19 protein-coding genes and 1 riboswitch are annotated in these 25257 nt (G+C 44.1%); of the genes, 10 read left to right on the forward strand and 9 right to left on the reverse strand.

Annotated elements, in window-relative coordinates:
• Position 1: 1 nt before the first annotated feature.
• From HC965_RS24010 to HC965_RS24020, 3 genes are all read right to left on the reverse strand, one after another.
• Positions 2-1759, reverse strand: coding sequence for a YVTN family beta-propeller repeat-containing protein (locus tag HC965_RS24010; protein ID WP_191033852.1), 1758 nt, complete (start codon positions 1757-1759; stop codon positions 2-4).
• A 29-nt stretch (positions 1760-1788) separates the two neighbouring features.
• The gene (locus HC965_RS24015; RefSeq protein WP_223855005.1) at positions 1789-2589 is read right to left on the reverse strand and encodes an IclR family transcriptional regulator; all 801 of its coding nucleotides are present in this window, start codon (positions 2587-2589) and stop codon (positions 1789-1791) included.
• A 129-nt stretch (positions 2590-2718) separates the two neighbouring features.
• Complete coding sequence (locus tag HC965_RS24020) at positions 2719-3189, reverse strand: Lrp/AsnC family transcriptional regulator (RefSeq protein WP_022139980.1); 471 nt, start codon at positions 3187-3189, stop codon at positions 2719-2721.
• A 177-nt stretch (positions 3190-3366) separates the two neighbouring features.
• Here HC965_RS24020 and HC965_RS24025 point away from each other — a divergent pair, with 177 nt between their 5' ends.
• Together HC965_RS24025 and HC965_RS24030 are read left to right on the forward strand one after the other, a co-directional pair.
• Positions 3367-4653 carry an O-acetylhomoserine aminocarboxypropyltransferase/cysteine synthase family protein gene (locus HC965_RS24025; RefSeq protein WP_191033854.1) on the forward strand — a complete coding sequence of 429 codons (1287 nt, stop codon included), beginning with the start codon at positions 3367-3369 and terminating at the stop codon, positions 4651-4653.
• A gap of 75 nt (positions 4654-4728) precedes the next feature.
• Positions 4729-4968: a hypothetical protein gene (locus tag HC965_RS24030; protein WP_022139978.1), complete on the forward strand. Its 240-nt coding sequence runs from the start codon at positions 4729-4731 to the stop codon at positions 4966-4968.
• 118 nt (positions 4969-5086) lie between these two features.
• On the opposite strand, the gene HC965_RS24035 is transcribed toward HC965_RS24030, so the two are convergent.
• The gene (locus HC965_RS24035) at positions 5087-5992 is read right to left on the reverse strand and encodes a mechanosensitive ion channel family protein (protein WP_191033855.1); all 906 of its coding nucleotides are present in this window, start codon (positions 5990-5992) and stop codon (positions 5087-5089) included.
• 130 nt (positions 5993-6122) lie between these two features.
• Positions 6123-6219: riboswitch (TPP riboswitch) on the forward strand.
• Here HC965_RS24035 and HC965_RS24040 point away from each other — a divergent pair.
• The 3 genes from HC965_RS24040 to HC965_RS24050 are packed head-to-tail and all read left to right on the forward strand — an operon-like array spanning position 6220 to position 9756.
• Positions 6220-8505, forward strand: a complete 2286-nt coding sequence (locus HC965_RS24040) for a TonB-dependent receptor (RefSeq protein ID WP_191033856.1) — start codon at positions 6220-6222, stop codon at positions 8503-8505.
• Between the two features lie 13 nt (positions 8506-8518).
• Positions 8519-9133 (forward strand): nicotinamide riboside transporter PnuC, encoded by a 615-nt coding sequence (pnuC, locus tag HC965_RS24045; protein ID WP_191033900.1) that lies wholly within the window; start codon positions 8519-8521, stop codon positions 9131-9133.
• Positions 9130-9756 (forward strand): thiamine diphosphokinase, encoded by a 627-nt coding sequence (locus HC965_RS24050; protein ID WP_191033857.1) that lies wholly within the window; start codon positions 9130-9132, stop codon positions 9754-9756. The genes pnuC and HC965_RS24050 overlap by 4 nt, the downstream gene beginning before the upstream one ends.
• Positions 9757-9888: 132 nt before the next feature.
• On the opposite strand, the gene thrC is transcribed toward HC965_RS24050, so the two are convergent.
• The 3 genes from thrC to thrA all read right to left on the reverse strand — a co-directional run bounded on the left by thrC (position 9889) and on the right by thrA (position 14946).
• Positions 9889-11190 (reverse strand): threonine synthase, encoded by a 1302-nt coding sequence (thrC, locus tag HC965_RS24055; protein WP_191033858.1) that lies wholly within the window; start codon positions 11188-11190, stop codon positions 9889-9891.
• A gap of 12 nt (positions 11191-11202) precedes the next feature.
• Positions 11203-12411, reverse strand: coding sequence for a cofactor-independent phosphoglycerate mutase (locus tag HC965_RS24060; RefSeq protein ID WP_191033859.1), 1209 nt, complete (start codon positions 12409-12411; stop codon positions 11203-11205).
• Between the two features lie 99 nt (positions 12412-12510).
• Complete coding sequence (gene thrA / locus HC965_RS24065; RefSeq protein ID WP_191033860.1) at positions 12511-14946, reverse strand: bifunctional aspartate kinase/homoserine dehydrogenase I; 2436 nt, start codon at positions 14944-14946, stop codon at positions 12511-12513.
• A gap of 398 nt (positions 14947-15344) precedes the next feature.
• On the opposite strand from thrA, the gene HC965_RS24070 reads away from it, so the two are divergent.
• The 4 genes from HC965_RS24070 (at position 15345) to HC965_RS24085 (ending at position 20146) form a co-directional block, all read left to right on the forward strand.
• The gene (locus HC965_RS24070) at positions 15345-16382 is read left to right on the forward strand and encodes an asparaginase (protein ID WP_191033861.1); all 1038 of its coding nucleotides are present in this window, start codon (positions 15345-15347) and stop codon (positions 16380-16382) included.
• An 86-nt stretch (positions 16383-16468) separates the two neighbouring features.
• On the forward strand, positions 16469-17836 hold the full coding sequence (gene radA / locus HC965_RS24075) for a DNA repair protein RadA (protein ID WP_191033862.1): 1368 nt from the start codon (positions 16469-16471) through the stop codon (positions 17834-17836).
• Positions 17837-17872: 36 nt separating this feature from the next.
• On the forward strand, positions 17873-19525 hold the full coding sequence (locus tag HC965_RS24080; protein ID WP_191033863.1) for an NAD(P)/FAD-dependent oxidoreductase: 1653 nt from the start codon (positions 17873-17875) through the stop codon (positions 19523-19525).
• 18 nt (positions 19526-19543) lie between these two features.
• Entirely contained in the window at positions 19544-20146 is a 603-nt protein-coding gene (locus HC965_RS24085) for a response regulator transcription factor (protein ID WP_191033864.1), read from the forward strand.
• 10 nt (positions 20147-20156) lie between these two features.
• Here HC965_RS24085 and HC965_RS24090 read toward each other — a convergent pair whose 3' ends face one another.
• A complete protein-coding gene (locus HC965_RS24090; RefSeq protein WP_223855006.1) occupies positions 20157-21476 on the reverse strand; it encodes a WD40-like domain containing protein in 1320 nt (439 codons plus the stop codon).
• A gap of 190 nt (positions 21477-21666) precedes the next feature.
• On the opposite strand from HC965_RS24090, the gene HC965_RS24095 reads away from it, so the two are divergent.
• Positions 21667-24117, forward strand: a complete 2451-nt coding sequence (locus tag HC965_RS24095) for a TonB-dependent receptor (protein ID WP_191033865.1) — start codon at positions 21667-21669, stop codon at positions 24115-24117.
• Between the two features lie 597 nt (positions 24118-24714).
• Here the strand turns inward: HC965_RS24095 and HC965_RS24100 are convergent.
• Positions 24715-25224 carry a GNAT family N-acetyltransferase gene (locus HC965_RS24100; RefSeq protein WP_191033866.1) on the reverse strand — a complete coding sequence of 170 codons (510 nt, stop codon included), beginning with the start codon at positions 25222-25224 and terminating at the stop codon, positions 24715-24717.
• Positions 25225-25257 lie beyond the last annotated feature (33 nt).

A 25257-nucleotide genomic window follows, 5' to 3' on the forward strand; every position in this document is an offset into this window, starting at 1 on the left:
CTTACAGGGAATTTACATATTCGGTCAATTCCTCTATTTCTTTCTTTGAAACCTTCTTGTCAACTCCATGTTTGTGGACTTCAAACACTTCCTGCATGGTGGCAGCACGCCCGTCAAACAGATAAGGAGCTGTACGCCAACACTCCACCAACGTAGGTGTATCCCATCCTTTCTCAAATTCTATATCTTCACCAATCCGGTGCATTTTCATATCCGTATAGAAAGGCCCGCTATGACATTCGCCGCACTTCAACTTATCAAAGACTTTCCTTCCCGCCTTAGCTTTCTCCGATAACTCTCCGTTTATCAGATACGGACTGGGAACCGGACGCAAAGACTTCATATAAGCATCTACACATTCGGCCATTTCTTCTTCAGGTTCATAGAACTGGATATAGCGGAAACCTGCCCGCACAGCTATTTCAGCTTTGGCACGAATACCCGAAATCATATTGGGCGGTGTCACATGGCTATAAAGCATACTTTTACAATTCTTGGGATTACCTACCCCGTCATTCATCAAATCCCAGTTCATACCGTCCGTACGACCATCTCCGGGGTGACATCCGTTACAACTTTGCCATCCTTGATAGCAATGTCCGGCATCATTAAAGTATTTCTCCCCTTTTTGTTCTTTTGTCTCAGTACGTCCTATATTCATATTAACGGCAGCTACCGACAGCGTATTCACATCTACTATATTTAATATGTCGGCAAAGTAGGTGGGAATAATCAGTTTATTATTTGAAATCAGGAAATTGCGCGGCCCGTTGCCCTGCAAAGGAATCCTTTTGCGAAGACCATAGAGAAAGGTCAGGTCGTAGTCCAAACGACTTTTATCCTCATAACTCCTAAATTTATTCAGCATCCGGGAATGGTCGATAACACTGACTTCGTGTGTTCCGCTATGAGTTGCGTAGATATATTTCTCATCGCAGGCAATTCCCCATATACCGGCAGCTCCCCGGTCGGGCTCGTCCACCAATACGGCTCCTTCAAACTCCTGCTTTTCTACATTGATGACACTAAAGGCACTTGTATTCATCCATCCCTGCTGCAATTGCGAAGTAGGTACCATAAAACGGCCTAAATTATGAGATACATAAATATATTTGCCATCGGGAGTAATACACATATTCTTCAAAGCGTTACTACCATTTGCCAGTTGGATGTCCTTCACTTTGGTAAAGTCTTTCATATCAATAACCGAAACACAGGCTGCTACTATATTCAAGTCTGCCCGTTGCGCCGGCAAGAAGTTTGCAACAAACATATATCGTCCGTCTTTACTGAATATAGCAGACAGGGGTTCACGCAAGACTTTCACATTTCGCACCACTTTACGTGACGCAACCTCTATCTCACTTACGGTATTGGCAAATTGATTGCATACATATATATGTTTCTTGTTCGCATCAAATAGAGGATAGCAAGCTCCCGAACCGGTAGGAATCACGGCTTCCACTTGTCCCGACTTCAATGACAGCACTTCCATCTGTCCGGTTTTCTCAAAAGTAGTCACATATGCTATATCTCCATCAAGCAAAAGTCCTGTGGGAGTTTCTTTGAACGGATACGAACGGAGCAGAGTGTTCCCGTCAGCGGCAAAAACATCCAGCCGTTTTGTTCCCTTTTGAGTCATCAACAGTTCTCCTTTCCCATTGACGGCAGTGCCCGTGGTAAAGAAAGGCGGATTTCCGGCCGTTGCCAGAGATATGCCGCAGCCGAGCAAGCAAATTAGCAAAAAGTTCCTTATCATAGTATCTTGTGTTTTTAGGATGTTATCTTTTAAACTCTCCTGTATCCCAGTTCGGCCGAAATCTGCCCGGCTATCTCCTTGACAGTCTGCACGGTGATTCGCAACTGTTCTTCCGTCAAGCGGTCTTTAGGGCCTGAAATCCAAATAGAGCCACAAGGGTATCCCGTATAATTCAGGACAGGTGCGCCTGCGCAAATCACTCCGCTCAATTCTTCTTCGTTATCCAAAGCATATCCCTGCTGATAAACTTTCTCCAGTTCTTCCAGGTAGGCTTCCCGTGAAGTAATCGTACGGGAATTATAACGGGGGAAAGTCATATAGGAAAGATAACGGTTGCGGACGGTTACGGGCAGATAAGCCATGATGGCTTTTCCCGGTGCGGAGCAGTGCAACTCAAAAGGTTTGCCCGGCGACAGGACAAAGCAGAACGCATGATGTCCCCGCGCCTGTTCGATAAAAATGCCTTTTTCATCTCCCAATACACCGAAACAGGCTGTCTCTTTCACCCTGTCCCTCAAATCACGCAGATGCGGCAGGACTGTTTCCAGCAGATTGTGTTCATTCAGTGCACGGAAACCCAGTGTCAGCAATTTCCGGGTTAATTTATACCGCTTGGCATCTTCACTAAAAGAAAGATAATCCAGGCGCACCAATGTATTCAGGATGCGATAAGCAGTAGTCTGCGATATATCAAGCGCCTGCTTGATTTCCTGCAATGTCTCCCCTTCCGCCCGTGAAGAAAGATATTCAATCACTGCAATGCCTTTTTCTAAATTAGGCACTTTATAATTATCGTCTGCTTTTTCCAGACTTTGCTCTGTATTTTCCATATTTGGCAACATGTTTTCCATATTTGAAATATCATTCCAGCTTTTGATTAAAAATAAGGATGTTGCTCTTAAATGGCACTACGGATATGCGAAAAGAAGTTAAGTATGCTGCAGAACATATTTGGGACACTAAATATGTATCCCATATTGATGCTTCACTTCGGCCATCACAAAGGTACTTTCCAACGACCCCAAACTATCAATCGTGCCTAATACATTCAGAATAAACTCCTGATAATATTTCATATTGGGAGCATGAATCTTCAGCAGGTAATCATAGCTGCCCGATATGTTATAGCATTCGGTCACCTCAGGAATATCCTGTATGATTCGGGTGAATTCGGCAGCAATATCCCGATTCAGCCGCCTAAGCTTCACACTACAAAACACTACAAATCCCTGATTCAGCTTTTCCGCGTCGAGTACGGCGATATACTTCTTTATATAACCGCCACTCTCGAGCCGTTTGAGCCGTTCGAATACAGGGGTTGATGACAAACTCACCCGCGCAGCCAGCTCTTTGGTAGTCAGGCGGGCATTCTCTTGCAAAGTACGGAGTATTTGCAAATCCACTTTATCCAGTTTTTCTAATGTACTCATAGAATAATATTCTTCTAAAAGGTAAATTCAAAGAATGAAAGCAATTATTCATTCTATATATCAGCACAAAAATAGCATTATTTTCTATATTTTCATCATATATTGTTCGATAACTCCACACACTCTAACTTTGCAAGAAAATAAAGAAAGAATATTAAACCTCAAAAACATACGATTATGGCAACAAAGAATTTACACTTCGAGACTTTACAGGTACATGTAGGACAAGAACAGGCAGATCCGGCAACAGATGCCCGTGCAGTACCTATCTATCAGACTACTTCTTATGTATTCCACAATTCGGCTCATGCTGCCGCACGTTTCGGCCTGCAAGACCCGGGAAATATCTACGGTCGTCTGACTAACTCCACCCAGGGAGTTTTTGAACAACGCGTTGCCGCCCTCGAAGGGGGAGTAGCCGGACTGGCAGTTGCTTCGGGTGCTGCCGCCATCACTTATGCTTTCGAGAATATCACCCGTGCAGGCGACCATATCGTAGCAGCCAAAACCATCTACGGCGGAAGTTATAATCTGCTGGCACATACGCTGCCCAGTTATGGCATTACAACTACTTTCGTTGACCCGAGCGATTTATCCAACTTCGAGAAAGCGATTCAGGAGAATACAAAAGCTGTATTTATTGAGACACTGGGTAATCCGAATTCCAATATCATAGATATAGAAGCTGTAGCGGAAATTGCCCACCGTCACAAGATTCCTTTGATTATCGACAATACATTCGGTACTCCTTATTTAATCCGTCCCATCGAGCATGGAGCAGATATCGTGGTACATTCAGCTACAAAATTCATCGGCGGACATGGTTCTTCATTAGGTGGAGTGATCGTTGATTCCGGTAAGTTCGATTGGGTAGCTTCCGGCAAATTCCCGCAACTCACCGAGCCTGACCCTTGCTATCATGGCGTACGCTTTGTAGACGCTGCCGGCCCGGCTGCTTATGCTATCCGTATCCGTGCCATCCTGTTGCGCGATACCGGGGCAACTATCAGTCCGTTCAATGCCTTCATCTTGCTGCAAGGACTGGAAACTCTGTCATTGCGTGTAGAACGTCATGTAGAAAACGCATTGAAAGTTGTGAATTTCTTAAACAATCATCCGAAAGTGAAGAAAGTGAATCATCCGTCATTGCCCAGCCATCCCGACCATGCCTTGTATCAGCGTTACTTCCCGAACGGTGCAAGCTCTATCTTTACTTTCGAAGTGAAAGGCGGGCAGGAAGAAGCGCATCGTTTCATCGACAGTCTGGAGATATTCTCCCTGCTTGCCAATGTGGCCGATGTGAAGTCACTGGTGATTCATCCCGCAAGTACCACCCATTCACAACTGACTGCACAGGAACTTGCCGAACAGGAAATTTATCCGGGCAGTGTCCGCCTGTCTATCGGAACGGAACACATTGATGATTTGATTGCCGACCTGGAACAGGCACTTGCCAAAATCTAAAATGCAGTGATTGGTGCATTGAACTTTCCGTCGCTGTGAAACGTTATAACGATATAACATTAAAACATTGCAGTTATGGAAAAATATTTAATACACAGCAACGAACTGCATCTGATAGACGCAGAGAAAATCCATCAGGCCGTGGAGAAGATGGTGGAGTCACTCGATTTAGCCGCCGGTTCTACTACCAACTTTGACCTCTATCAGGTTGTAGAAGACTACTTTAAAGACCTTGAGAAGAGAAGGAAGATTAACCATGTATTGGGAATCAAAGAAGATAGATATGAACTGGTCGAAGACTTCGGCATCAAATAAAAGAAATTTCATTCATCACACCAGACAAGTTTTTTAATAATAAAAGGAGAGAGTTCCACATTCAGTGAGACTCTCTCCTTTTTTATTATAGACTATTTTATTATATAATATGCAATAATCAGTTTCCCTTATGTACGGTAAGTTGCGGGAACGGGAAATTGATACCTTTCTCATTAAAGGTTTCGTAGATAGCCTTGTTTATATCAAAATATACTCCCCAATAGTCGCCACTGTTCACCCATACACGGGCGATGACATTCACACTGCTGGCATCCAACGCATGAAGGGCGATAAACGGAGCAGGCTCATTCAAGATACGCGAATCGGCAGCCAGTATATCACGGACGATTTGCTGTACTTTATTATAATCTTCTCCGTAGTCGATGCCGACAATCCATTCCACACGACGGGTAGTTTGCGTGTTATAGTTAGTCACGACTCCGCTGCTCATTGCACCGTTCGGAATATAAATCACTTTATTGTCCCCTGTAGCCAGGATAGTATGGAATATCTGAATTTCCTTCACTGTTCCCGAAACACCCTGGCTTTCAATCCAGTCACCTACCTTATAAGGTTTGAACAGCAGTACAATCAATCCGCCGGCAAAGTTCTGCAAATTGCCGGACAAAGCCATACCGACAGCCACACCGGCAGATGCCAACAAGGCTGCAAAAGAAGTAGTTTCAACACCCAGTGCACCGACTACTGAAATGATTAACAGAATAGTCAATGTTATATTTACAAGACTTTTGACAAAAGTCTTGATACTTATATCGACTTTCCGCCTATCCAGAAGACGTCTGATAAATTTGTTAAGCATTGAAATAAGGAAACGTCCTACGATAAAGACAATTACCGCTATCAAGATACGTTCTCCGGCACGGATACCGAAATCAACCAGTTGTTGGGTTATTAACGAGAGTTTGTCCAAGCCTTCGGCGTTGGCTATGGCTTGTTCCATCATTTTATCTGCGGCCACTTGCACGGAATCCGCTGCTTGTGTTGCCTGAAGTAATAGTAGCATAATTTAGAAATGTATTAAAATGAATAAATCGTTGTTTTGTTATTTCAACAAATGACAAAGTTATATTGTTTTTAGCAAATCTAAAAGTTTTTTTTGCTTTACTCCTGCAAAAGCCGTATTTTTGCAACTGATTCACTGGTAGGGGTGCCTTAACATGACGGGCTGAGAACATACCCATAGAATCTGAACCGGGTAATGCCGGCGTAGAGAACTAATTAATAAGCAAGATGAAAAAAATTGGATTGATGGCCATCGCCTTATTGGGCGCAGGCGCTACTGTTCATGCACAGACGAGTGCAAAGGACAGTATGAAAGTTGTAAACCTGCAAGAGGTGCAGGTAGTATCCACCCGTGCCACGGCAAAAACTCCGGTGGCATTCACCAACGTTAAAAAAGAACAGATTAGTAAACAGAACTTCGGACAGGATATTCCGTTCCTTTTATCTACCACTCCATCCGTACTGACTACCTCGGATGCGGGAACAGGCGTAGGATATACCGCCATCCGTGTACGTGGTACAGATGCTACCCGCATCAATGTCACTGCCAACGGTATTCCAATGAACGATTCCGAGAGCCACGCTATATTTTGGGTAAATACTCCCGACTTTGCTTCTTCACTGGAAGATATGCAGATTCAACGGGGTGCCGGAACGTCCACCAATGGTTCGGGAGCATTCGGTGCCAGTATCAATATGCGCACACAGAGCATTTCTTCGAAACCTTACGCGGAAGTATCCGGCTCTTACGGTTCATTCAATACGCATAAGGAAACAGTAAAGGTAGGAACAGGACTGATTAATAAATACTGGGCGTTCGACGCACGTCTTTCTAATATTCAGAGTGACGGCTATCGTGACCGTGCCTCATCGGACTTAAAATCGTATTTCGTACAAGGCGGTTATTTCGGCGAAAACACAACGATTAAGTTTATCACCTTCGGCGGAAAGGAAAAGACCTATCATGCCTGGGATGGTATCAGTAAAGAACAATTGGAAAATGACCGGACATACAATCCGAACGGAGTGATTCTTGACGATAACAAAGGAAAAGGAAATCCTATCGGCTTCTATGATGACCAAATGGATAATTACCGCCAAACACATTATCAACTCCTGTTCAATCATATTTTCTCTCCGGCATGGAATTTGAATATTGCTTTCCATTATACCAATGGCTTCGGTTATTATCAGGAGTATAAGAACGGATGCAGCCTGGAAGAATATGGTTTGAAACCTTTCTATCTTCCTAACAATAGCGAAGCGCAAACAAAGACGAACCTTGTTCGTCAAAAATTAGTGGATAGCGACTTCGGCGGTGGTATTTTCTCATTGAATTATCAGAACGAAAAACTAAACGCTTCTTTCGGCGGTGCTTTGAACCGATACAGTAACGACCATTATGGAAAAGTACTGTGGGTGAAAAACTACACCGAACAGCTTGCCCCTGACCATGAATATTATCGCAACAACGGTGGAAAAACAGATGGTAACGTCTATTTGAAAGCCAATTATCAGTTAACTGGCGGATTAAGTGCTTACGCCGACTTGCAATATCGTCATATTCACTACACGATTGACGGAGATAACGATAAATGGGATTTCACTGCTACTCCCAAACACCTACAGCGATTAGACGTGAAAGAGAACTTCAGCTTCTTCAATCCGAAAGCAGGGCTTTTCTGGCAAATCAATCCGAATCATAGTGCCTATGCCTCTTTTTCTGTAGCACAGAAAGAGCCTACCCGCAACAACTATACGGACGGTATGTTTGATGAACATCCCAAAGCAGAAAAGTTATTGGACTATGAATTAGGATATACTTACCGCAACGAATGGTTTACCGCAGGTGTCAATCTATATTATATGGATTATACCGACCAATTAGTATTGAACGGAAAAACGAATGATATAGGCGAAGCGATGGCAGAAAACGTAAAAGACAGCTACCGCATGGGAATCGAACTGGCATTGGGCGCTAAGTTCAATGACTGGCTGCGTTGGGATATCAACGGGACATGGAGCAAAAACCGCATCAAGAACTATGTAGGTTATGTGTATGACGAAAGTTTGGTGAACGGAGGAGCCGTTGACAATTTATATACACAGACAGCGATTGAAGGAGGCAACACGCCTATCGCTTTCTCCCCTTCTTTTATTGGAAACAGTTTGATTACTCTCGGCAGCAACGGGTTAGAAATTTCTTTCCAGTCACAGTATGTCAGCCGCCAGTATCTCGACAACTTCGGAACAAAGGATAATTCACTCGACGCCTATTTTGTTAATCATCTTAGCGCATCGTATTCTTTCCAAACCCGCTACACAAAGGGAATCACAATAGGAGCTACCGTTTATAACCTATTCAACACGAAATATGAAACAAACGGATACTCGCAAAGCGTTGCCCTTTACGAAAACGGAGACAAGACAAAGCCATATGTGATAAAGCACGACCCACGCTTCTATCCGATGGCAGGCACCAATATACTGGCACATATCACGTTCCGTTTCTAAACAGATTTGAATGATGGAAATGAATTTCCTTGAAATATTCGGTACAATTGTCGGTTTAGTCTACCTGTGGTTGGAATACCGGGCAAGTATCTATCTTTGGATAGCGGGCATTATCATGCCTGCTATCTATATCTTCGTCTATTACGAAGCAGGATTATATGCAGATTTCGGTATCAATATCTACTATCTGATAGCTGCCATTTACGGCTGGTTCTTTTGGATGTGGGGGCAACGGAAAGGAAAACGAAATCAGTCTATTGGTGACCATACGGGGAGTGATAAACCGAAAGCACTCCCTATCGTGCATACACCGTGGAAATGCTACCTTCCGCTTTTCCTGGTATTTGTCATTGCATTTTTCGGCATTGCCTGGATATTGATTGAATATACGGATAGCAATGTGCCTTGGCTGGATAGTTTTACCACGGCATTGAGTATCGTCGGCATGTGGATGCTGGCACGCAAATACATAGAGCAATGGTTTGCCTGGATTCTTGTAGACATCGTTTGTTGCGGACTTTATATTTATAAAGACCTTTATTTTACCTCCGCTTTATACGGACTTTACTCCATTATAGCTATCTTTGGCTACTTTAAATGGAAAAAATTAATGAGCATACAACAATGATAAGCGAACACTATACTCCCGAAGCCGTAATACTGGCAAACGGTGAATACCCTACTCATCCCCTCCCCCTGCAACTGTTGGAAGAAACTAAATTCGTAGCCTGTTGTGACGGTGCAGCCAATGAGTATATTTCTCGCGGACATACACCGGACGTGATTATCGGCGACGGCGACTCCCTTTCCCCCGAATATAAAGAACTTTTCTCCCCTATTGTACATCAGATATCCGACCAGGAAACGAACGACCAAACCAAAGCCGTTCACTTTCTGCAAAAGAAAGGATTCCGAAAGATTGCTATCGTAGGAGCTACCGGCAAACGGGAAGACCATACTTTGGGAAATATCAGCCTGCTCATGGATTATATGAGAGAGGGTATGGAAGTGCGGACTGTCACTGATTATGGCGTATTTATGCCTGCAAACGGTACGCAGACTTTCGAGTCTCATCCCGGACAGCAGATTTCCATTATCAATTTCGGAGCGAAAGGATTACAGGGAGAAGGGTTGGTTTACCCGCTTAGTGACTTTACCAATTGGTGGCAGGGTACGCTTAATGAAGCAACATCTAATGAGTTTACTGTTCATTGTACGGGAGAGTATTTAGTATTCCTAGCTTCTATATAAACTATATTGCAATTACCCGGTTTATGCCACCTTATTGTCACAACTGTGCCACCGTGTTGGCACGGCCGTGACACTTCGATGGCACAACCGTGCCAACAGGGTGGCACAAATTCATTCCTAGGAAGAAGAGAATTAAAGCGTCAGCAAGTACTTCTTGAAGTCCGCAAACTCTTTTGTCATTTGAAGACTCTTCTTCTCACCTTTCATAAATTCCTGTAATTTGGCAGGTATTTCTACCGTTTCACCAATGATACTTTCTACTGTTTCGAGGAACTTGGCAGGATGGGCTGTTTCGAGGAATACACCCGTTTCGCCCGGTTGTAAACCTTCCACCAATGCACGATAGCCACATGCACCGTGAGGGTCGAGCAGATAATGATGTTCTTTCCAAGTCTCTTTCACGGTTTCCCGGATTTGCTCGTCGGTATAGGTAGTTCCCGAAATCTCGGCGGAGATAGCGGCATGAGAACCTTTATACAAATCGAGTACACGGGCAAAGTTGCTCGGGTCGCCTACGTCCATGGCGTTAGCGATGGTTGCGATAGATGGACGTGGGTTGTATTCGCCTGTTTGCAGATATTGGTAGAATATATCGTTGCGGTTATTAGCCGCAATGAAACGCTTCACGGGTAATCCCATTTTCTTACCGAACAGACCGGCAGTGATGTTTCCGAAGTTTCCGCTAGGAACACAGATTACTGCATTGTCAGCTTTTCCGGCACGCTTCAACTGGGCATAAGCATAGAAATAATAAAATGCTTGCGGCAGGAAACGGGCAACATTGATAGAGTTGGCGGAAGTCAGGGACAGGTGTTCATTCAGTTCCTTATCCATAAAAGCCGATTTCACTAATGCCTGACAATCATCGAATGTTCCGTCTACTTCGAGGGCGGTAATATTCTGTCCTAGTGTGGTGAATTGCTTTTCCTGTATTTCGCTGACTTTTCCTTTCGGATACAATACATATACATGAATACCTTCCACTCCTAAGAATCCGTTAGCCACCGCACTTCCCGTATCACCGGAAGTAGCAACCAGCACATTCACATTCTTCTGCCCTTCTTTCTTTATGAAGTAACCGAGCAGACGTGCCATAAAACGACCGCCTACGTCTTTGAAAGCCAATGTAGGGCCGTGGAAAAGTTCGAGTGAATAGATATTCTCCGATACCTTTACCAAAGGTACATCGAAACTCAACGTATCATATACAATCTGTTTCAGTATATCTGCTGGAACATCTTCACCGAAAAAAGCATCGGCTACACGATAAGCTATTTCCTGAAAAGATAAGCTGTCAATCGTATCGTAAAAATCTTGTGGAAGCGGCTTGATGGACATAGGCATAAACAGCCCTTTGTCGGAAGCAAGACCTTTCACCACCGCTTCTTGCAGGGAAGCGTCAGGTGCTTGTTTATTGGTACTATAATAAATCATAATTCGGATGCGTTATTTCATGAATTCTTTTATAAACTCGTCTTCTTTCAGCAGACCGTAACTACCGCTACAAGCCGATACTTCATCATACGTCTGCACTTCGTCCGGTTCGATACCCGGATACCAAATAAGGAACGGGATAGGGTCGGCAGTATGCGTGCGAAGTTCGCATGGAGTGGGATGGTCGGGCAATACGGCTATCGCAACCGGTTCGTCCCAGTTTTTCACTGCTTCATAGATAGGGCCTACGGCACGCTTGTCGAGATTCTCGATTGTCAGGAGTTTCAGGTCGATGTCTCCTTCGTGTCCCGCCTCATCGCTGGCTTCGATATGCAGATAGACAAAGTCGTCCGTCTTCAGAGCTTCCAGGGCAGCAGCTACTTTATTTTCATAATTCGTATTGTAAAGTCCGGTAGCTCCTTCTACTGCGATGCGGCGCAAGCCTGCATAGTAGCCAATTCCGTTTATCAGGTCGACAGCCGAGATTACCGCTCCTTTCTTCACTTGCGGAAAGGTTTCGGAGAAGGTAGGCATCTGCGGACGGTAACCGGGACTCCAAGGCCATATGCTGTTAGCAGGGTCTTTGCCTTCGGCGATACGTTTCAGGTTCAGCGGATGGTCTTTCAGCAGTTTCTGTGATTTCAGAATCAGGTCATTAATCAAGTCAGCCGTTTCCTGAGCTTCCGGCACTAATGGTTTCACCATCAATGGACGGAAAGGTTTCAAAGGCACATCGTGCGGCGGGGTACAATCCAATTCTTTGTTTCCCCCTTTGATAACTAACAGATGGCGGTACTGAACTCCCGTGTGGAAACGCACGCGGTCATTTCCCAGTTTCTCTTGCAGGTATTGAATCAATACGTCTGCTTCTTCTGTCGAGATATGTCCCGAAGAGTGATTTTTCAGAATCTCCCCTTCTACGCAAATCAGATTGCAACGCATCGCCATCTCTCCCGGTTGCAGGTCTACGCCGATACTGGCTGCTTCCAGCGGCCCGCGGCCTTCGTACACCTTCGGAAGATTATATCCCAAAACGGACATATTGGCGACCTCACTACCCGGATGGAAACCTTCGGCTACGGTGCTCAACCGTCCGACACGTCCCATGCGGGCTAACTTATCCATGTAAGGCGTCTTTGCATATTGCAGGAGCGTCTTGTCCCCTAATGACTTCACTGGCCAGTCGGCCATTCCGTCTCCCAATATGATAATATACTTCATAAATTGAAAATTGAGAATTGAGAATTAAAAAATGAAAGAAAGCCTAAGGTTCGTTTCCGAATGGTATTTCTCAATTTTTAATTCTCAACTTTTAATTTATTAAACGTTTGCGATGCTCATTATATCGGCAAAGACTCCGGCAGCAGTCACACCCGCACCGGCACCGTATCCCTGAATCATCATCGGATATTCCTTATAACGTTCCGTAGTCAGCAGGATGATGTTGTTGCTGCCTTCCAGACCGTAGAACGGATGGTTGGCTCCTACTTCCTGCAGGCCGACAGAGGCTTTTCCATTCTCCAGCTTAGCGACGAAGCGCCAGTGCTTATTCTCTTTTTCCAATACTTGGCGACGGGCTTCAAAGTCAGCGTCCAGGCTCGGTACACGTTTCCAGAAGTCATCCAAAGAACCTTCGAAGAAGTCGTTCGGAACAAAGAGGTTCTTTTCCACGTCTTCCTGTTCGATGCGGTATCCGGCTTCACGTGCCAGGATAACCAGTTTGCGAATTACGTCTTTACCACTAAGGTCGATACGCGGGTCGGGTTCGGAGTAACGTTCTTCCTGCGCCATCTTGATGGTGCGGCTGAAAGGAATATCAGCGCTAATCTTATTAAAGATATAGTTCAATGTACCCGAGAGTACAGCTTCAATCTTCAATATCTTGTCACCACTATGTATCAGGTCGTTGATTGTATTGATAATCGGAAGTCCCGCACCTACGTTTGTTTCAAACAGATACTTCACGCCACGTTGACGGGCAATCGTTTTCAAGTCGCGGTAGTTCTCGTAAGCCGAAGAAGCGGCAATCTTGTTGGCAGCTACTACGGAGATATTATGCTCTAACAAATCCTTGTAAAGCGATGCAATGTCGGGGCTTGCCGTACAGTCTACAAATACAGAGTTGAAGATATTCATTCCGACTATTTCATCGCGGATAGATTGCAAGCTGCTGTCTTCACCTTTTTCTTGCAGTTCTTCACGGAAGTTAGCGAGGTCAAAACCTTTACGGCTGAACATAGCCTTGGCTGCATCAATGATACCTACCACATGAAGTTTCAGCCCGTTTTCCATCATTAACTTCTGCTGCTGGCAACGAATCTGTTCCACCAGGCTACCGCCTACCGTACCGATACCGCAGATAAAGAGATTCAATACCTGATATTCGGACAGGAAGAAGGAGTCATGGATGACGTTCAGTGATTTGCGCAAGGATTTGGAATCGACTACAAAAGAGATGTTGGTTTCCGAAGCACCCTGTGCACAGGCGATAACGTTAATACCGTTACGTCCCAGCGTACCGAAGAGTTTACCTGCGATACCCGGCGTGTGTTTCATATTCTCGCCAACGATAGCAACCGTAGCCAGATTTCTTTCCGCGAGAATCGGAGAAATCTCTCCCATCTCGATTTCTTTGGCAAATTCTTCGTTCAGCACTTCGCAAGCCAAGTCGGCATCGGCATTACGCACACCGATGGAAGTACTGTTTTCTGATGAAGCCTGGGATACGAGGAATACACTGATTCCGTTCTTTGCCAACGCCTTGAAGATGCGGTAGTTGACACCAATCACACCTACCATACCGAGTCCCTGAACAGTAATCAGGCTCGTATCGTTGATGGAAGAAATACCTTTAATGGCTTTGCAGTGCGGATTGGAAACTTCCTGTTTGATGATAGTTCCTACTCCGTCCGGATTGAATGTATTCTTTATTATAATAGGTATATTCTTGTGGCATACCGGATAAATAGTCGGCGGATAGACTACTTTCGCACCGAAATTACAAAGTTCGGTTGCTTCTACGTAAGTCAGTTCGGCAATCGTATAGGCTGTTGAGATGACACGCGGGTCAGCTGTCATAAAGCCGTCCACGTCCGTCCATATTTCCAAGCTGTTGGCATCGAGCGCCGCAGCAATAATGGATGCTGTATAGTCCGAGCCACCACGACCGAGGTTGGTCACATCGCCTGAGATTTTATCAGAAGAGATGAATCCGGGCACTAACGCCACTTTCGGAACGGAACTGAAAGCGTCCTTCACCAACTTATGAGTCAGCTCAACATCCAGTGTATGTTTATTATGCTTCTTTTCTGTCTTGATAAAAGTGCGCGAATCGAACCATTTTGCCCCTTCAATCAGTTCGGCAACGATAATGGATGAAAGGCGTTCTCCATAGCTGACGATAGTATCCGATGTCTTCGGGGAAAGGTCTTTAATCAGGTAGATTCCCTGGAATATGTCTTTCAACTCGTTCAGTAGTTCGCCAATCTGACGTTGCAACGATGTCTGCTTTTCTCCGGTAGGAAACACTTCCTTAATCATCTCCACGTGACGATAAACGATTTCGCGGAACTCGCCTTCATAGGCCGAATCTCCCACTGCCGCCATCTTCGATGTGTTTATCAATTTGTCAGTGATGCCTCCCAATGCGGAAACAACTACAATTACCGGCTCGCCGGCCGACTCTACAATTCTCTTTACGCTTAAAATGCTGTTCACGGAACCTACGGACGTTCCGCCGAATTTCATTACTTTCATGAAGATACTTATTTAAATGCAATGTCCTGTGTATAGTTTATTACAGAACGATTGGTTGTTTACGAATAAAATTGAATTTGAATTTTGCCTACTTACACAGGCGTGAATCACGTAGATACACAAAACTATCCATTAACCCCTAAGGGTCATGGTACACATCGATGTGACTGTATGTGGATAGTACTTCATCATAGTCCTGTTTCTACTCTTGTTTTTGATAAGTGTCGCAAAAGTAATAATAAAAACGTTCAATCTATCACTTTTTCCGGTTTTTTTCTGATAAAAAGAATATTTCGGCTTCTTTCCGCCTTGTAATTTCCCTTAACTTTTATGACATTTTGCTATTAATATTTCATTTATATTATTATATTTGCGAAAACGAACGTACAAATCAGCTTATGAACCCGCTAAATACTTCCGTATTGTTAATATACACCGGTGGAACAATTGGAATGATTGAGAACACCGTGACAGGCGCATTGGAGAGCTTCAATTTTGAACAACTCCAAAAGCACGTCCCCGAATTACAGAAATTCAACTTCCCGATTGATACGTATCAGTTCGACCCGCCGATGGATTCTTCGGACATGGAACCGGATATGTGGCGGAAACTGGTTCACATCATTCATGAGAATTATGACCGTTATCAGGGCTTTGTCATTCTGCACGGCACGGATACGATGGCTTATACTGCTTCCGCACTTAGCTTTATGCTGGAAGGACTGGACAAACCTGTTATCCTGACGGGTTCCCAACTTCCCATCGGAGTACTCCGCACCGACGGGAAAGAAAATCTGATGACGAGCATCGAGATTGCTATCGCGCAGAATAAAGAGGGAAAGGCGCTTGTTCCTGAAGTCTGCATCTTCTTTGAGAATCATTTGATGCGGGGCAACCGGACGACGAAAATCAATGCGGAGAATTTCAATGCGTTCCGGTCGTTCAATTATCCGGTACTGGCGGAAGCGGGGATTCATATTAAATATAATAATGTACAGATTCATGTGAACGGAGAGGAACGGGAATTGAAGCCGCATTATTTATTGGATACGAATGTAGTGGTATTGAAGCTGTTTCCGGGGATTCAGGAGAATGTAATAGCTACTATTTTAGATATAAAAGGGCTGAAAGGTGTTATACTCGAAACGTATGGCTCGGGGAATGCTCCCCGCAAAGAATGGTTTATCCGCCGACTTTGCCAGGCCAGTGAACGTGGAATTGTGATTGTCAATGTGACACAATGCAGCGCTGGGATGGTGGAAATGGAGCGTTACGAAACGGGATACCAGTTATTGCAGGCAGGTGTTGTCTCCGGTTATGACAGTACGACCGAGTCGGCAGTTACCAAATTAATGTTCCTGTTGGGGCACGGATATACGCCGGATGAGGTACGCGACCGGATGAACCGGTCGATAGCGGGCGAGATAACATTATAGGATACACCTATTCTATTAGGCAGGGATAACTTATTTCTAATAAATTATCCCTATTTTTGTACCCTACAATAAAGGAAGGAATTTCGATGGCAAAAGAGAAAACCGTATATGTATGCAGTAATTGCGGACAAGACTCACCGAAATGGGTTGGCAAATGTCCGTCGTGTGGAGAGTGGAATACGTATGTAGAGGAAATCGTACGGAAAGAACCAACCAACCGCCGACCGGTGTCGGGCATTGAGACGCAGAAGCCCAAACCCGTTGTCCTCAGCGAAATAGAAGCGGATGACGAACCACGCATCAATATGCACGATGATGAACTGAATCGTGTGCTGGGCGGCGGACTCGTGCCGGGTTCTCTCGTCCTGATAGGCGGCGAACCGGGAATCGGTAAATCAACGCTTGTCATGCAGACTGTACTGCATATGCCTGAGAAAAAGATTCTCTATGTATCCGGCGAAGAGAGTGCACGGCAACTGAAACTTCGTGCCGACCGTCTTTCCGGTGCCTCCAGTGATTGCCTGATTGTCTGCGAGACTTCGCTCGAACAGATTTATGTGCATATCAAGAATACAAATCCCGATTTGGTTATCATCGATTCTATACAGACCATTTCCACAGAGAATATCGAATCGTCTCCCGGAAGTATCGCGCAGGTCAGGGAGTGTTCCGCTTCTATTCTCCGGTTTGCGAAGGAGACGCATACGCCGGTATTTCTTATCGGACATATTAATAAGGAAGGAAGCATCGCAGGTCCCAAGGTTTTGGAACATATCGTTGATACCGTTCTTCAGTTTGAAGGCGACCAGCATTATATGTACCGCATTCTGCGCAGCATCAAGAATCGTTTCGGCAGTACGGCAGAATTAGGTATCTATGAAATGAGACAGGACGGGTTGCGTCAGGTGAGTAATCCTTCGGAGCTTTTGTTAAGCCAGGACCATGAAGGAATGAGCGGAGTAGCCATTGCTTCTGCCATTGAAGGGATACGTCCGTTCCTGATTGAGACACAGGCTTTAGTGAGTTCTGCCGTTTATGGAAATCCGCAGCGGTCGGCAACCGGTTTCGATTTGAGAAGAATGAATATGCTTCTCGCCGTTCTCGAAAAGCGCGTAGGCTTCAAGCTTGCACAAAAAGATGTATTCCTGAATATTGCCGGGGGACTGAAAGTGAATGACCCGGCTATCGACTTGCCTGTCATCAGCGCTATTCTTTCTTCAAATATGGATGCAGCCATCGAACCGGAAGTCTGCATGGCGGGAGAAATCGGACTGTCGGGAGAAATTCGCCCCGTGAACAGGATAGAGCAACGTATCGGAGAAGCTGAAAAATTAGGCTTCAAACGCTTTCTGCTGCCGAAATATAATTTGCAGGGTATCGATACGAAAAAGTTAAAGATAGAATTAGTACCTGTAAGAAAGGTAGAAGAGGCGTTCAGAGCCTTATTCGGATAAACAAAAAAGCTAGGAATCTAACAGATTATAATAGTAATGACACAAGAATATCAACTACGCATACTTCCCGAGATTGCCGCAAACGAACAGCGTTTGAAAGAGTATCTTTCCGACGAAAAAGGAATCAACCTTCGCAATATCACTGCTGTCCGAATTTTAAAACGGAGCATTGACGCACGCCAACGGACTATATTTGTCAATCTAAAGGTGCAGGTTTACGTCAATGAGATGCCGAAAGAGGATGAATACGAACATACTATATATAATAATGTGGAAGGAAAGCCACAGGTTATTGTAGTCGGTGCAGGCCCCGGCGGATTGTTTGCCGCCTTGCGTCTTATCGAACTCGGCTTACGTCCGGTTATCGTGGAACGGGGAAAAGATGTACGCGAACGTAAAAAGGATTTAGCGCAAATCAGTAGGGAACATACGATAAACCCGGAATCAAATTACAGCTTTGGCGAAGGGGGGGCAGGTGCTTACTCGGATGGAAAGCTCTATACCCGCAGCAAGAAAAGGGGAAATGTAGATAAGATACTGAATGTGTTTTGCCAACATGGGGCATCCGCAGCGATATTGGCAGATGCGCATCCGCATATCGGAACCGATAAACTGCCGCGTGTCATAGAGAATATGCGAAATAAAATTATCGAATGTGGTGGTGAAGTACATTTCGAGACTCGGATGGATGCGCTAATCATCGAGAGCAACGAAATAAAAGGAATCGAAACGAATACAGGAAAGACATTTCTCGGTCCTGTTATCCTGGCTACGGGACATTCGGCAAGGGATGTATATCGTTGGCTGGCTGCAAATGATGTCACTATCGAAGCGAAAGGTATTGCAGTCGGCGTACGCCTGGAGCATCCGGCAATGCTGATTGACCAACTACAATATCATAATAAGAACGGCAGAGGGAAGTACTTGCCTGCTGCCGAATATAGTTTCGTTACCCAGGCGGAAGGCAGAGGGGTATACAGTTTCTGTATGTGTCCCGGCGGATTCATCGTTCCTGCTGCCAGCGGACCGGAACAGGTAGTAGTAAACGGTATGTCTCCTTCCAACCGTGGTTCACGCTGGAGCAACTCGGGAATGGTAGTAGAGATACAACCGGAAGATTTGGGTAATGAAGAATTTCAAATGAAGAATGAAGAATTGGCTGCGCAGCAGAATGAACAGTTGCTTGCTATTAATCCTTCATTGAGCATCTCCCAACTTTCAACTCTTAATTCCCAACTTCTCCCTGTCCTCCACTTTCAGGAAGACTTGGAACGTCAGTGCTGGCTGCAAGGTGGCAGACGGCAAACAGCTCCGGCACAACGTATGCTGGATTTCACCCGTAAGAAATTAAGTTATGACTTGCCCGAATCTTCGTATGCTCCGGGATTGATTTCTTCTCCGCTTCACTTTTGGATGCCGGAGTTTATCAGCAAGAGATTATCTCTTGGTTTCCAACAGTTCGGACGCAGCAGTCATGGCTTCCTGACTAACGAAGCGGTGATGATTGGAGTAGAAACACGTACTTCTTCTCCTGTCCGTATCGTACGCGACAAGGAGACATTGCAACACATATCGGTTCGTGGACTATTCCCCTGCGGGGAGGGGGCAGGCTATGCCGGTGGTATTGTTTCTGCCGGAGTAGATGGCGAACGATGTGCGGAAGCGGCCGCTAACTATCTGAATCAATAATCTTAACAATAGAAAAGAATGAATTACAAACCCGAAATAGCAATTGTAGAATCAAATACCCTCACTTGTCTTGGACTGAAAAGCATTTTAGAGGAAATGATTCCTATGGCAACTATACGTATCTTCCATCATTTCAGTGAACTAATGGATGATACACCGGATATGTACGCCCATTATTTTATTTCCGCACAAATTTATGTAGAGCACAATGCTTTCTTCCATCCCCGAAAACGAAAAACAATTGTACTGGCAAGTGACAGCCCGCAATTCCAACTGTGTGGTGTCCCTGTACTCAATATTCATGAATCTGAAGAAGAACTGGTGAAAAGTATATTGAAGCTCCACCAACACGCCCACCATAACGGCTATCCGGTGAAAGATATGCCGCCCATGACACCGATAGAGCCTCATCAGGAGATTTTATCCGCCCGTGAGATTGAAGTGCTTGTACTTATCACTAAAGGATTAATCAATAAAGAGATAGCAGACAAACTGAATATCAGCCTGACTACCGTCATCACTCACAGGAAGAATATCACGGAGAAATTAGGTATCAAATCGGTATCCGGCCTGACTATTTATGCTGTTATGAACGGATATATAGAAGCAGACCGGATTTAAGTTATTGATTTCAATTAGCCCATACAATTGAACCATATGGCACATCGAGAAGTTCATCGTTAGATTTCCACTCCTTGCTGTTCCAATCATAGTCGGAAACGGCATATTTTCCGTCTTTTTCTGTAAGCACGGTGAGTGTCCCATAACGGTCGGGTCTGTGAGCAACTGCAACCACCTTATCGGGTAATTCAGTTAACAGATTCTGCTCCCATAACGTATTATCAACATCGTTACTCAAAAGACAGAAGCGACTTCCACCCTTATCGGACGAGGAAGAAATCACATAACCTGTCATCTTTTTATAAGTCGATGCCAAATCTCCATCAGGTCTTACATTGAAATAAAACGGGATAAGGGCATCTGCTTCCATTTCTTTGAGCGCAAAGAAACCTTGTGGGGTATAAACCACAGGCGCCCATTTCCTTTCCCCTGTCTTTGCTGACAATAAAATCGTCCTGTCGTCTTGCATAAATACGCCCGGATAATCACCGAACTGTCCGGCATTGAATCCATCGGGTAGTTCAAATCCATTGATTATTGGCGACATGTTACTCCGTGTCTTGGTAGCATAGTTACTTTGCTCCAAATCCGTAGAGATATAGTGCAATGAATATCTGTTGGTGTTGTTTCTCATTTGAAGAGCCGCAATAATATTCCCTCTGATGGCTAATGCCAGTGTACTATAATTGTTGTAATTTAAAGATTTCCACTCTCCGGTGCAGAAATCAAGGAAGAACGGTTGCGGCACGCCGTTTACGTTCGACAATCCACACAGTCCATAAGTATAAACCATATTGAGAACCGAATGAAAATCCGGTCGTGCAGTGATATCCCAAGTTTTACCACCCGCAACGTTCTCTTTAGAATCCGCCCATGCCGTTTCTATTGTATTACTGGTATTATTTATCCCATACAGTCTGAAATCCTTCGGGGTCTGTCCGTCTGCAAGTTGCACTTTCCCTAATGACATCCTGTCGTTTGCCCTGTTCAAGAATATCTCAACACGGGACTCCGGCTTGCGGTAGGGCATTCGGATACTCATTCCATTCGAATGTCTCTCTACAATCTCTGCACTAACAAAGGAAAGAAGACCTTCGGGAAACATCGCATCTCCAGTATCCCAACGAAATTCAAAATCAACCTGGTCGCCTTCCTGAAAACCGTCACCATAAATATGAACGATATCCCCCGGCCTGACCATTTGGTTAGCTTCCGTCACTCCTGCATTGGTAATTAATTGCTTTTTAGACGAGTCATCCTTTTCATCGCTACAAGAATTCAATGAAAGACAGAGAAATGTGATAACCCAAACGAATAGTTGATTCTTCATAATAATCTGTTTTATAGAGTCATGTTGTCTGACAAAGATATAACATTATCAGGCAAGTAAAGCAAACTCCCGGCAAAATCTTTGAATATTTATTTTATGCATTATTTATCTATCATGCATAATCCTAATAAATGAGGATTGCCAGTTAACTAAATTTGCCGTTTCTTTGCACCAGACAAATTAACCGCGAATGAAGACAAAGAATATGATGTTTGCCCTCACTCTCCTAGCGACAGGAACTGCATGGGCCGAAGATTTTCCGAAAGACTCACTGAAAGTAGTGGACATAGAAGAGGTGGTAGTAATCGCCACTCCGAAAGAAAACCGTAAACTGCGTGATTTACCCGTAGCCGCCACTGTATTATCACAGGAGAATATGCGTGCCAACCAGGTCAACTCTGTAAAAAACCTGACGGGTATTGTTCCCAACTTATTCATCCCGGACTATGGTTCGAAACTGACTACTTCCATTTATATTCGTGGAATTGGTTCACGTATCAACACTCCGTCCGTCGGACTTTATGTAGACAATATCCCTTATATTGATAAATCTGCATTCGATTTCAATTATTGTGACATCGAACGTATCGACGTACTTCGTGGTCCTCAAGGGACACTTTACGGTCGTAATACGATGGGGGGACTTATCAAGGTACACACCAAATCTCCTTTCACTTATCAGGGAACCGATATACGAATGGGGGCAGCGACCTACAATAATTATAATGTATCACTGACGCATTATCATCAAATATCCGACCGCTTCGCTTTCTCTACCGGAGGTTTTTATGAACATACGGGCGGTTTCTTTGAAAATTCGGCACGGAATAATGAGAAAGTAGACAAAAGCAATGCCGGCGGCGGACGTTTCCGGGGTATCTATCTGCCGACATCCAATCTGAAAATAGATATGGCTCTTAGTTATGAATATAGCGATCAGGGTGGTTATCCTTATTATTATACCGGGATTACTCAAAACGGTATAGATAAAGCTAAAGAAAAAGGGAAAGAGCTTACTGAAGATCGTGCTGACTACATCGGAAAGATTTCATATAACGAACGTAGCAGCTATCGCCGTGGATTAACGAATGCCGGAGTCAATTTGGAATACCAGGCACGGAATTTCATTCTTAGTGCTGTCACTGGTTATCAAAATCTAAATGACCGTATGTTCCTAGACCAGGATTTTACAGAAAAGGCAATCTATACACTGGAACAAAAGCAAAAATCAAATACCATTTCCGAAGAAATTGTGTTCAAATCAAAAGCCCAAAAAAGATGGCAATGGGCAACAGGTGTTTTCGGTTTATACCAAACATTGAATACCAAAGGGCCTGTGACATTTTGGGAAGATGGAGTTAAAAATGTTATTGAGGGAAATGTAAACAGTATTTTTGATGGTATATCGTCCCCAGTAGCACCAACTTTGCACTTGACAGTCAACAATCCTACTATATTAGTAGGCGGCAGCTTTGATACTCCCATTTGGAATACAGCAATTTTTCATCAATCAACATTGAATGACCTTTTTGTAAAAGGATTATCACTGACTATCGGCTTACGTTTGGATTACGAAAAAATGAGTTTGAAGTATAATTCTATTAGCGACCCTACTGATTTTAACTTCAGTCTGAAGACACCACCAACATCGCCGATGCCACCTATGTCAATAGAAGCTAAAAATCTAATTGCCAATGCCGGTTATGATGGAAAAATATCAGATGATTACATTCAGCTATTACCTAAGTTCGCTCTGCAATACGAATGGAAGAAGGGAAATAATGTATATGCAACCGTATCAAAAGGTTATCGTTCCGGCGGTTATAACGTACAAATGTTCTCTGACCTAATCAGTGGAGATTTAAAGAATTCGATGATAGATGCCATAAAAGAAAGCGAAGAGTTCTCTAAGTTTGCTGCTATGATTGAACAGTATGCAAAAAAAGATGAAGTACCTGAAGTAAAAGAAGCTACTCGCTATAAACCCGAATATTCATGGAACTACGAAGTAGGAAGTCACCTCACTCTTTGGGAAGGAAAACTTTGGGCAGACCTTTCCGCTTTCTACATGGATATGCATGACCAACAAATCTCTCAGTTCGCTGCAAGCGGTTTAGGACGTACGACTCTCAATGCCGGAAAAAGCCGTAGTTACGGTGCGGAAGCCTCTCTCCGTGCCAGCCTGACCAACGCACTAAGCCTGAACGTAAGCTACGGATATACTTATGCCACCTTTACAGACTACGTTGAATATGAAAAGGATAAAGAGGGAAACCTCACTGTAAAAGATAACTATAACGGCAAATATGTCCCCTTCGTTCCCAAACATACCCTGAACATCGGTGGAGAATATGCCATCACTTGTAGCCCGCACTCCATTTTCGACCGTGTAGTATTCCAAGCAAATTATAATGCTGCCGGACGCATCTACTGGACGGAACAGAATGACGTAAGCCAATCTTTCTACGGCACACTGAACTGGAGAACGAATCTCGAAATCGGAGATGCCATGATTAGTTTTTGGGCACGCAACTTCCTGAATAAGGATTATGCCGCTTTCTATTTCGAAACAATGAATAAAGGATTCATGCAGAAAGGACGTCCGGTACAATTTGGGATAGACCTTCGCTGCCGGTTCTAAAATCCCCCAGCACTCCACGAACATCATAGATGTAAGTGAGGTTCATCGATTTCACCTGATTCTTGAAACCCCGATGAATAAAGTGATAGCAGGTGAAAGCAAGGTATAAACAAAGGTGAAATCGTTCAATATCGGTTTCACCTTATTTTTCAAAATATCCCTTGAGCTAAAACAAATATCATTATAGCTAATCCGGATATGCTTATAGCTAATCGGAATATGCTTATAGCAAATTCACTGACAGGTATTAATAGATGAACTGCCAAGTATTAATAGCCTGGCCGTCAAGTATTAACTATCTGATGACAATGTATTAATAGTTGAGTTACAGCATATATAGATTCAACACATCGGGCATATATGGCCAATACGTTGGAGCTATATACCGGACACATTGGAGCTATATGCCCAACAACCGATATAAATAATTTCAATAGATGAAAGCAATAACAAGGGGATTCACCTTATTTCGCCCTACGCTTTCACCCGTAACCTTCTTATTCACAAGGATTTCAATTATAAGGTGAAATCGGTGAAACTTACAAATCAAAAGTTGATAGTACTTATACAAATCAGTAGGAGGAAACAAAATCTCATTCATTCCTGTACCATCATAGTTTGTATCTTCTGATAAGCAATGCGTTCCGTACCATTCTTTACGTAGATGATACCACAGCGCTGGAATCCATACTTCTCCAGGATATGCTGCATCACTTTATTATCCCGGTGCGTATCCACCCGAATATTCGCCCAGCGTTCAAAGCACCAGTTCAGGCAGGTTTCCGCTACTCCTTTTCGTGTACCGTTCGTTGCCAGTCGATGCACCACTCCATAAGGTTCATCATTGAGCCAGGCTCCTTCATAAATATGCTGATAAGTAGGATCATCGCCCAATATAAAACAAAAGGTTCCCAATATTTCACCCTGCCCATCTACGCAGACGAAGCTATGACCGTCTTCTATCTCCTGACGAATAAACGCTTCGGACGGATAACCGTCAATCCATTGGGTAGTATTCCCTGTCGCGCGCATAAAAGCACGGGCATAGTCATAAATCTCCATTACTAAAGGAAGATCTTTTAATTCGGCAGACCTGATTTTCATCATTTAAAAAGTTATTCAGAAATAAAACGGATAATA

It is taken from the genome of Bacteroides sp. GM023, assembly GCF_014750685.1.
In the GTDB taxonomy this organism is placed as follows: Bacteria; Bacteroidota; Bacteroidia; order Bacteroidales; family Bacteroidaceae; genus Bacteroides.